Source organism: Pseudomonas sp. JV245A (genome assembly GCF_032424515.1).
GTDB lineage: Bacteria > Pseudomonadota > Gammaproteobacteria > Pseudomonadales > Pseudomonadaceae > Aquipseudomonas > Aquipseudomonas protegens.
The window spans coordinates 35595-45037 of the sequence record NZ_VYKE01000038.1 but is presented as its reverse complement, the minus strand read 5'-3'; the positions used below and the strand labels follow the sequence as shown (position 1 = coordinate 45037).

Annotated in this window: 3 protein-coding genes; all 3 read left to right on the top strand. The window is 65.6% G+C overall.

The annotated features are described in order from the left end of the window. Window positions 1-111 precede the first annotated feature (111 nt). The 3 genes from recC to recD are packed head-to-tail and all read left to right on the top strand — an operon-like array spanning window position 112 to window position 9331. Window positions 112-3564 carry an exodeoxyribonuclease V subunit gamma gene (gene recC, locus F6S12_RS13495; protein ID WP_315868978.1) on the top strand — a complete coding sequence of 1151 codons (3453 nt, stop codon included), beginning with the start codon at window positions 112-114 and terminating at the stop codon, window positions 3562-3564. Further along, window positions 3561-7253, top strand: a complete 3693-nt coding sequence (recB, locus tag F6S12_RS13490) for an exodeoxyribonuclease V subunit beta (protein WP_315868977.1) — start codon at window positions 3561-3563, stop codon at window positions 7251-7253. Before recC ends, recB begins: the two co-directional genes overlap by 4 nt. Continuing rightward, window positions 7250-9331, top strand: coding sequence for an exodeoxyribonuclease V subunit alpha (gene recD / locus F6S12_RS13485; RefSeq protein WP_315868976.1), 2082 nt, complete (start codon window positions 7250-7252; stop codon window positions 9329-9331). Before recB ends, recD begins: the two co-directional genes overlap by 4 nt. Window positions 9332-9443 lie beyond the last annotated feature (112 nt).

Here is a 9443-nt window from a genome sequence, read left to right as displayed (position 1 = left end):
ACATAAAAGCCCGGCGCTTTCTCTGTCACTGTTTGCTCGACCTGGCTGCCACTGCCCGGTGACAGTGCTAAGGTTCCGCCCTAGCTTTTTGCATTCTCCAAGGAAGCCTTTATGCCGGACGCCTCGTCCCTCAACCCTGGTTTCATGGTGGTTCACGGTAACCGCCTGGACGAGTTGCGCAGCCTGGTGGTCAGCTGGATGCGGCGTTATCCCCTGGCGCCCCTGGAAAATGAAATTGCCCTGGTACAGAGCAACGGTATCGCCCAATGGCTGAAACTGGCCCTGGCCGAAGACCCCGAAGTGGATGACGGCGGTGGCTGCGGTATTGCCGCTGCCATTGATGTGCAATTGCCGGGCAGTTTCATGTGGCAGTTGTACCGCCTGGTCCTGGGGCGAGACGAAATCCCGCCCAAATCCCTGCTGGATAAAGCTCCCCTGACCTGGCGGCTGATGCGCCTGTTGCCGGAGTTGATCGATGAGCCGCATTTCGAACCCCTGCAACGCTTCCTGACTCACGACAGTGACCTGCGCAAGCGCTATCAATTGGCCGAGCGTCTGGCCGATCTGTTCGACCAATACCAGGTATATCGAGCCGACTGGCTGGAGGATTGGGCCGCCGGCCGCCACCAACTGCGCAATGGTCGTGGTGAAACCAAGGCCCTGACGCCTGCCAACTGCTGGCAGGCCGAGCTATGGCGCGCGCTGCTGTTGGATGTCGGCACCGAGGGGATGGCCCAGAGTCGCGCAGGCGTTCACCAGCGCTTTATCGAGCGGATCAACCAACTGGAGGTGGCGCCCAGTGGCTTGCCGTCCCGAGTGATCGTTTTCGGTATCTCTTCGCTGCCGGCCCAGGCCCTGGAGGCACTGGCCGGGTTGGCCCGTTTCAGTCAGGTGCTGCTGTGTGTGCACAACCCTTGTCGCCATCACTGGGCCGATATCGTTGCCGACAAGGACCTGCTGCGCCACCAATACAAACGCCAGGCGCGCAAGGCCGGCATGCCTCAGGCCCTGGATCCGCAAACCCTGCACCAGCACGCCCACCCGCTGCTGGCCGCCTGGGGCAAGCAAGGCCGTGACTACATCAACCTGCTGGACAGCTATGACGATCCCAACAGCTATCGCAGCGCTTTTCGCGATGGCCGGATCGATCTGTTCAGTGACAGCCAGCCGGCCAGCATGCTCCAGCAATTGCAGGACGACATTCTCGAACTGCGCCCGCTGAACGAAACACGTGAGTTGTGGCCGCAGGTCGATATCCAGCACGATCAATCGATCCGCTTTCACATTGCCCACAGCGCCCAGCGAGAAGTGGAAATCCTTCACGACCAGCTCCTGGCGCGCTTCAGTGCAGAGCCCGATCTGCGGCCCCGGGATGTGATCGTCATGGTCCCGGACATCGACAGCTACGCCCCGCATATCCGCGCCGTGTTCGGCCAGCTGGAGCGGGATGACCGGCGCTTCATTCCCTTTACCCTCACTGACCAGAGCCAGCGTGGCCGTGACCCGCTGCTGATCGCCGTCGAACATCTATTGAAGCTGCCGGACAGTCGTTTTCCGGTCAGTGAGATTCTCGACCTGCTGGACGTTCCAGCCCTGCGTGCGCGTTTTGGCGTCGACGAAGCCGACCTGCCGACCCTGCACCGCTGGATTGAAGGTGCCGGCATCCGTTGGGGAATGAATGCCGAGCAGCGCGCAGAACTGGGGCTGCCCCCGGAACTGGAGCAGAACAGCTGGCGTTTCGGCTTGCGGCGCATGCTCCTGGGTTATGCCGTCGGCCGCTCCGACGCCTGTGACGGTATCGAGCCTTATGACGAGATCGGTGGCCTGGATGCGGCGCTGATCGGTCCCCTGGTCGCTCTTCTTGACGCCCTGCAGTTCACCTACCAGCAACTCACCCAGCCGGCGGTTCCAGCGGAGTGGGGCGAGCGCCTGCACAACCTGCTGGAACAGTTCTTCCTTGCCAGCAACGAGCACGATGATTACCTGCTGGGACAGCTCGACGACCTGCGGGAAAACTGGCTGGAAACCTGCGAGTCTGTGGGCCTGCAAGATCAGTTGCCGCTGACGGTGGTCCGCGAAGCCTGGCTGGCCGGCCTGGACCAGGGGCGCCTGTCCCAGCGTTTCCTCGCCGGAGCGGTGAACTTCTGCACCCTGATGCCGATGCGCGCCATTCCCTTCAAGCTGGTGTGCCTGCTGGGCATGAACGATGGCGATTACCCCAGGGCGCAGCCGCCTCTGGACTTCGACCTGATGGGCAGCGACTACCGCCCCGGCGACCGATCACGGCGCGAAGACGACCGTTACCTGCTGCTTGAAGCCCTGCTCTCGGCTCGTGACCAACTTTATGTCAGTTGGGTTGGCCGCAGCATTCGCGACAACAGCGAGCGCCCGGCCTCGGTCCTGATCGGCCAGTTGCGCGATCATCTGGCCAGCGGCTGGCGACTGCCCGATGAGCAGGACTCCCTGCTGGAGGCCCTGACCCAGGAGCATCCCCTGCAACCCTTCAGTGCTCGCTATTTCCACGACAGCGACACGCTGTTCAGCTACGCCCGGGAGTGGCAAGTGCTGCATCAGGTCCGAGAGGAACTGGGCGCAGTCGAACGCCTGGAACCCTATGTCCAGGACGAGCCCCTGAGCCTTGCCCAGTTGCAGGATTTCCTGCGCAACCCGGTGCGGCATTTCTTCAGCCAAAGGCTCAAGGTGTTCTTTGAAGCCATGGAAGCACCGCTGGCCGATGAAGAGCCCTTCGTGCTCGATGCCCTGCAGCGCTACAGCCTCAGCGACAGCCTGCTGGAAGCGGCGCTGGGCGACGCAGCGCAGCCCGAGCAAGCCTTGCAGGCCCAGGCCCGGAGGCTGCAAGCCAGTGGCCTGTTGCCCATGGCCGGTTTTGGCGAATGCCTGCAGCGCGAACTGCTGGAGCCCCTGCCGGACCTGTTGCAGCGTTATCGGCAACTGCTCGACCTGTGGCCGACCCCGGTAACCAGTGCGCTGCCGGTGAGCCTGGAACTGCAAGGCGTGCGCCTGGAAGGTTGGCTCAGCAGCCTGCACCAGCGAGCTGATGGCGGGTTGTTGGCTGTGAGCGCCATCCCCAACGGCATCGGCTCGACCAAGACCCGTAAATGGCATCGGCTGATCAAGCCTTGGGTCAATCATCTGCTGGCCTGCGCCAGTGGTTACTCCTTGACCACCGCGCTGGTGGCCAGCGATGACAGCCTGTTGTTGCCGCCGCTGGAGCAGGAGGTGGCCCGGCAGATTCTCGGCAACCTGCTGCAGGCCTGGCAGGCCGGCATGCGCCAGCCGCTGCCGGTGGCGATCAAGACCGCCTTCGCCTGGCTGGGCCAGAGCGACCCGGACAAAGCCGCGGCCGCTGCACGCAAGACCTACGATGGCGACGGCCAGAACAGCGAGGGCGAACGCCGGCAAAGCCCGGCCCTGGCCCGCCAATTCGCCGACTACAACGCACTGATCGCCGATGAAACCTTCAGCGGTTGGGCCGAGACCCTTTATCGACCCCTGTTGAATGCTCCCTGGCGTTCGGCGCTCGGCGAGGAGGCAGGCGCATGACTGCACAAGCTCCCCTGGCCCTGGCATTTCCTCTGCGCGGCAGCCAGTTGATCGAGGCCAGTGCCGGTACCGGCAAGACTTTCACCATCTCCGCGCTCTACTTGCGCCTGGTGCTGGGCCATGGCGGCGAGGCGGCGGGTTTCGGGCGTGAATTGCTGCCGCCGCAGATACTGGTGGTGACCTTTACCGATGCCGCCACCAAGGAATTGCGCGAGCGCATTCGCACGCGCCTGGCGGAAGCCGCGCGCTTCTTTCGCGATGAAACCAGCGCCCCCGATGGCCTGATCGCCGAGTTGCGTGAGCAATACCCCGTCGAGCAGTGGGCCGCCTGTGCCAATCGCCTGGACATCGCCGCGCAATGGATGGATGAGGCCGCGGTCTCGACCATCCACAGTTGGTGCCAGCGCATGTTGCGCGAACATGCGTTCGACAGCGGCAGCCTGTTCACCCAGACCCTGGAAACCGATCACAGCGACCTGCTGGGCCAGGTTCTGCGCGATTACTGGCGGCTGTTCTGCTACCCGATGCAGGGGGATGCCCTGAACTGGGTGCGCAGCCATTGGGTCGGGCCGGCCGAACTCATGCCCCGAGTGCGGGCAATGTTCGGCAACGAGCGTCGGGACCCACCCGAGCAGACGCCGAGCGAGTTGATCGAAGCCTGCCTGCAAGAACGTCGTGAAGCCTTGGTGCAGATCAAGGCGCCCTGGCGCGAGTGGGCCGCGCAACTGCGGGAGATCTGCCTGCAAGGCGTGGCCTGCAAGAGCGTCGACGGGCGCAAGATGCAGGCCCGGTTCTTCGAGCCCTGGTTCGAAAAGATCAGTGCCTGGGCCGAGGACGAATCCGTCGAGCAACTGGACATCGGCACCGGCTTCACCCGCTTGACCCCCGAAGGCATGAGCGAGGCCTGGAAAGGCGCGGCCCCCGATCACCCCGGGCTCGACGCCATGGCCGGGCTCAAGGCCAGCCTCGATGCCTTGCCCAGCCCGGATGCGGCGGTCCTGCAACACGCCGCGCAATGGGTGGGGGCACGTTTCGAAGAGGAGAAGCGGCGGCGCGCCGAGATGGGCTTCGACGACATGCTGCTGCGCCTGGACAGCGCCCTGCAAAGCGATGGCGGCGAGCGCCTGGCGACCCTGATCCGCGAGCAGTTCCCGGTGGCCCTGATCGACGAATTCCAGGACACCGACCCGGTGCAGTACCGGATCTTCGAAAGCATCTACCGGATCGAGGCCAACGACCCCGAGACCGGCCTGTTCCTGATCGGCGATCCCAAGCAGGCGATCTACGCCTTCCGTGGCGCCGATATCTACACCTACCTGCGGGCACGCCAGGCCACCATCGGGCGCCTGCACACCCTGGGCACCAACTTCCGTTCCAGCCAGGCGATGGTCAGCGCGGTCAACCATGTGTTCCTGCAAGCCGAACAGCGGCCGCAGGGACAGGGAGCCTTCCTGTTTCGCGAAGCGGATGGCGAGAACCCGGTGCCATTCCTGGCGGTGGCCGCCCAGGGGCGCAAGGAGCAATTGCTGGTCGACGGCCAGCCGGTGCCGGCACTTAACTTCTGGCAATTGCCTTCGGAGCAGCCACTGTCCGGGGCCCAGTATCGCCAGCATCAGGCGGCGGCTTGCGCCACGGCGATTGTCGGCCTGCTCAATGGCGGCCAGCAGGGGCGCAGTGGGTTTGTCCGTGAGCAGCAAGCGCTGAAAGGCTTGCTGCCGGCGGATATCGCGATCCTGGTGCGCGATGGCAAGGAGGCCCAGGCCGTGCGCGGCGAGCTGGCGGCCCGCGGGGTGCGCAGTGTGTACCTGTCGGACAAGGACTCGGTGTTCGCCGCCCAGGAAGCCCGGGATGTTCTGGTGTGGCTCAAGGCTTGCGCCGAGCCGGACGTGGAGCGGCCGCTGCGCGCGGCCCTGGCGTCCCTGACCCTGAACCTGCCGCTGCTGGAGCTGGAGCGGCTCAACCAGGATGAACTGGCCTGGGAAGCGCGGGTCATGCAGTTCCGTGGCTACCGGGCGATCTGGCGCAGCCAGGGCGTGCTGCCGATGTTGCGGCGCCTGCTGCATGACTTCCAGCTGCCCCAGGCGCTGATGGCCCGCAGTGATGGCGAGCGGGTGCTGACCAACCTTCTGCACTTGTCCGAGTTGCTGCAACAAAGCGCCGCCGAACTCGACGGCGAGCAGGCCCTGATCCGCCATCTGGCCGAGCACCTGGCGCTGTCCGGGCAGGCGGGGGAGGAGCAGATCCTGCGCCTGGAAAGCGATGAGCAACTGGTCAAGGTGGTGACCATCCACAAGTCCAAGGGCCTGGAATACCCCTTGGTGTTCCTGCCCTTCATCTGTTCCACCAAGCCGGTGGATGGCAGCCGCTTGCCGCTGCATTACCACGATGCTGCCGGCAAGCCCCAGGTCAGCCTGCGGCCCACCCCGGAGCTGATTGCCCTGGCCGATGAAGAGCGCCTGGCGGAAGACCTGCGGCTGCTCTATGTGGCCCTGACCCGGGCCCAGCATGCCTGCTGGCTGGGGGTGGCCGATCTCAAGCGGGGCAATCACAGCAGCTCGGTATTGCACCTTTCGGCCCTGGGTTACCTGCTGGGCGGCGGCGATGTCCTGGGCGAATCCAGCGCCTTGTTGCGCTGGCTGCTGGACCTGCAGCAGGGCTGCGCTGCGATTGGCGTGTCCGAGTTGCCCGTCGTCGATGACCAGCGCTATCAGCCACCGCGCAACGAGGCCACTCTGCTGGCGCCGCTGACGCCCAGCCGCCGCGCCGCGGAAAACTGGTGGATTGCCTCCTACAGTGCCTTGCGCATCAGCGACATCCTGGGGGCGGGCAGCACCGAGGCGCCGGAAAATCCCCAGGCGCAGAAACTCTTCGACGACGAACGCCTGGACCCCGAAGCTCCTCGGGAAACCCTGGCCAGCGGCGGCGATATCCACCGCTTCCCCCGCGGCCCGAACCCCGGGACCTTCCTTCATGGCCTGCTGGAGTGGGCTGGGGAGGAGGGTTTTGCCGCTGCCCCCGAGGCGATCGAGGACGCCGTGGCCCGGCGCTGCAATCGCCGCGGCTGGCAAGGCTGGATCCCGACCCTGAGCGACTGGCTGCAGCACCTGCTGCAAGCGCCCTTGCCCCTGGGCGAGGGCCAGGCACCGGTGGTGCTCGGGCAGTTGACCCAGTACCGGGTCGAGATGGAGTTCTGGTTCGCCAGCCACAAGGTCGATGTGCTCAAGCTCGATGAGCGGGTACGCCAGCAAACCCATCAGGGCGCGCCCCGAGTCACTGCCGAGCCGGTATTGCTCAACGGCATGTTCAAGGGCTTTATCGACCTGACCTTCGAGCACCAGGGCCGCTATTACGTGGCCGACTACAAATCCAACTGGCTGGGCGCGGACGACGCGGCCTACACCGAGCAGGCCATGGAACAATCGATTCTCGACAACCGTTACGACCTGCAATACGTGCTGTACCTGCTGGCCCTGCACCGGCAATTGAAGGCCCGGCTGGCGGACTACGACTACGATCGCCATGTGGGCGGCGCCCTGTACCTGTTCCTGCGGGGCACCCGTGCCGCCAGCCAGGGGGCCTACTTCGCCCGGCCGCCTCGACAGTTGATCGAGCAACTGGACCGCATGTTCCAGGGCCAGCCCGAGCCACCCAAGGCCGAGGCCGCCTGGGAGCAGGGAGTGCTGCTATGACCCAGGACCTGTTCGATGCACTGGACCAGGCGCCGCAACCGGCCTTCGACCTGGTGCCCCTGAGCCGCGCCGACGACTTGCTGCTGTTGCTTGAGCGCTGGGTCGAACGCGGCTGGCTGCGTTCCCTGGACCGGGCCTTTGTCGGCTTCCTGCATGAGCTGGACCCGGGCTGTGATCCGCTGGTACTGATGGCCGCGGCCCTGACCAGCCATCAGCTGGGGCACGGGCATGTCTGCCTGGACCTGTTCGAAACCCTCAAGGAGCCGGACTTCGCCCTGTCGCTGCCGCCCGAAGGCGACGCACAAAACGGCGCACCGGCGCTGCCGTCCCAGGTGTTGATGGGGCTTGAAGGGGCGCACTGGTGCAAGGTCCTGGCCGGCAGCCGCCTGGTGGCCCTGGCGGCGGATCATGCCGAGTCTTCCCGGCAGCGGCCGCTGGTGCTGTCTGGCAAGCGCCTGTACCTGCGCCGCTACTGGGCCTATGAGCGGCGTATCGACAACGCCTTGCGCCAGCGCCTGGCCTTGGCCGAGGCCACGCCGGAAAACCTCGCGGCGCGCCTCGACGGGCTGTTCGGCCCGGCCAAGGCGGCGGGGCCCGTCGACTGGCAGAAACTCGCCTGTGCCCTGGCCACCCGGGGCGCCTTCAGCATCATCACCGGCGGCCCCGGCACCGGCAAGACCACCACCGTGGTGCGCCTGCTGGCCTTGCTCCAGGGCCCGGCGGTGGAAGCACGCAAGCCGCTGCGCATTCGCCTGGCGGCGCCTACCGGCAAGGCCGCGGCGCGCCTGACCGAGTCCATCAGCTTGCAGGTGCGTTCCCTGGCGGTGCCCGATGAGGTGCGGGAAATGATCCCCAGCGAGGTGACCACCGTGCACCGCTTGCTGGGCAATCGCCCGGGCACCCGGCATTTCCGCCATCACGCCGGCAACCGCTTGCCCCTGGATGTCCTGGTGGTGGACGAAGCCTCGATGATCGACCTGGAAATGATGGCCAACCTGCTGGACGCCTTGCCCATCCATGCACGCCTGGTGTTGCTGGGGGACAAGGACCAGCTGGCCTCGGTGGAAGCCGGCGCCGTGCTCGGCGACCTGTGCCGTGACGCCGAGGCCGGTTGGTACAACCCGCAGACCCGGGCCTGGCTGGAGGCGGTCAGTGGCGAGCACCTGGGAACCAGCGGCCTGCAGGAAGACAGCGCCCACCAGCATCCCCTGGCGCAGCAGGTGGTGATGCTGCGCCATTCCCGGCGTTTCGGCGAAGGCAGCGGCATCGGCCAGCTGGCGCGTTGGGTCAACCAGCAGCAGGCCGATGAAGCCCGGCGCCTGCTGGCGGCTCGCAGCCATGCCGACCTGTATGGCCTGAGCCTCAAGGGCGAGCAGGATCGGGCCCTGGAGCGGCTGCTGCTGGAGGGCCATGGCGAGGGGCCGCAAGGCTACCGCCACTACCTGAATGTACTGCGCAGCCAGCGCCCGCCGCCAGGTACGCCTCTGGAGGATCGGCGCTGGACCGACTGGGCGCGCCATGTCTTGCAGGCCTTTGATCGCTTCCAATTGCTGTGCGCGGTGCGCAAGGGCCCCTGGGGTGTCGAAGGCCTGAACCTGCGGATCACCCAGGCGCTGTTCAAGGCCCGGCTGATCGACAGCGACCAGCAATGGTACGAGGGCCGCCCGGTGCTGATGACCCGCAACGATTACGGCCTGGGCCTGATGAACGGTGATATCGGCATCACCCTGAAACTGCCTGAGCAGGAAGGCTCGGAGGCGGGGCGTCAGGTGCTGCGCGTCGCCTTTCCGCGCAACGATGGCCAGGGCGGGGTGCGGTTGGTGCTGCCAAGCCGGCTCAATGACGTGGAAACCGTTTACGCCATGACTGTGCATAAGTCCCAGGGCTCGGAGTTCGCCCACACCGCGTTGATCCTGCCCGACGCTTTGAACCCGGTGCTGACCAAGGAGCTGATCTACACCGGTATCACCCGGGCCAAGGACTGGTTCAGCCTGATCGAGCCCCGTGCCGGAGTGTTCGAAGAGGCTGTTCGGCGCAAGGTCAAGCGTCTGAGCGGGTTGATGCTGGAGTTGGACTGACGCCCATGTTTCCGGCTTTTCTCAGGCATCGTGCTCGGGCGCTGGTCTCGCTGCATTTTCCCGGGCTGTGCTATCGTTGCGGCATCATTTCCGTGAAAATCAAAGAGAATCC

Bases quoted from the DNA above. Each gene is read 5' to 3' on its own strand.
- recD (WP_315868976.1), top strand. From the start codon at position 7,250: ATGACCCAGGACCTGTTCGATGCACTGGACCAGGCGCCGCAACCGGCC.
- recC (WP_315868978.1), top strand. From the start codon at position 112: ATGCCGGACGCCTCGTCCCTCAACCCTGGTTTCATGGTGGTTCACGGT.
- recB (WP_315868977.1), top strand. From the start codon at position 3,561: ATGACTGCACAAGCTCCCCTGGCCCTGGCATTTCCTCTGCGCGGCAGC.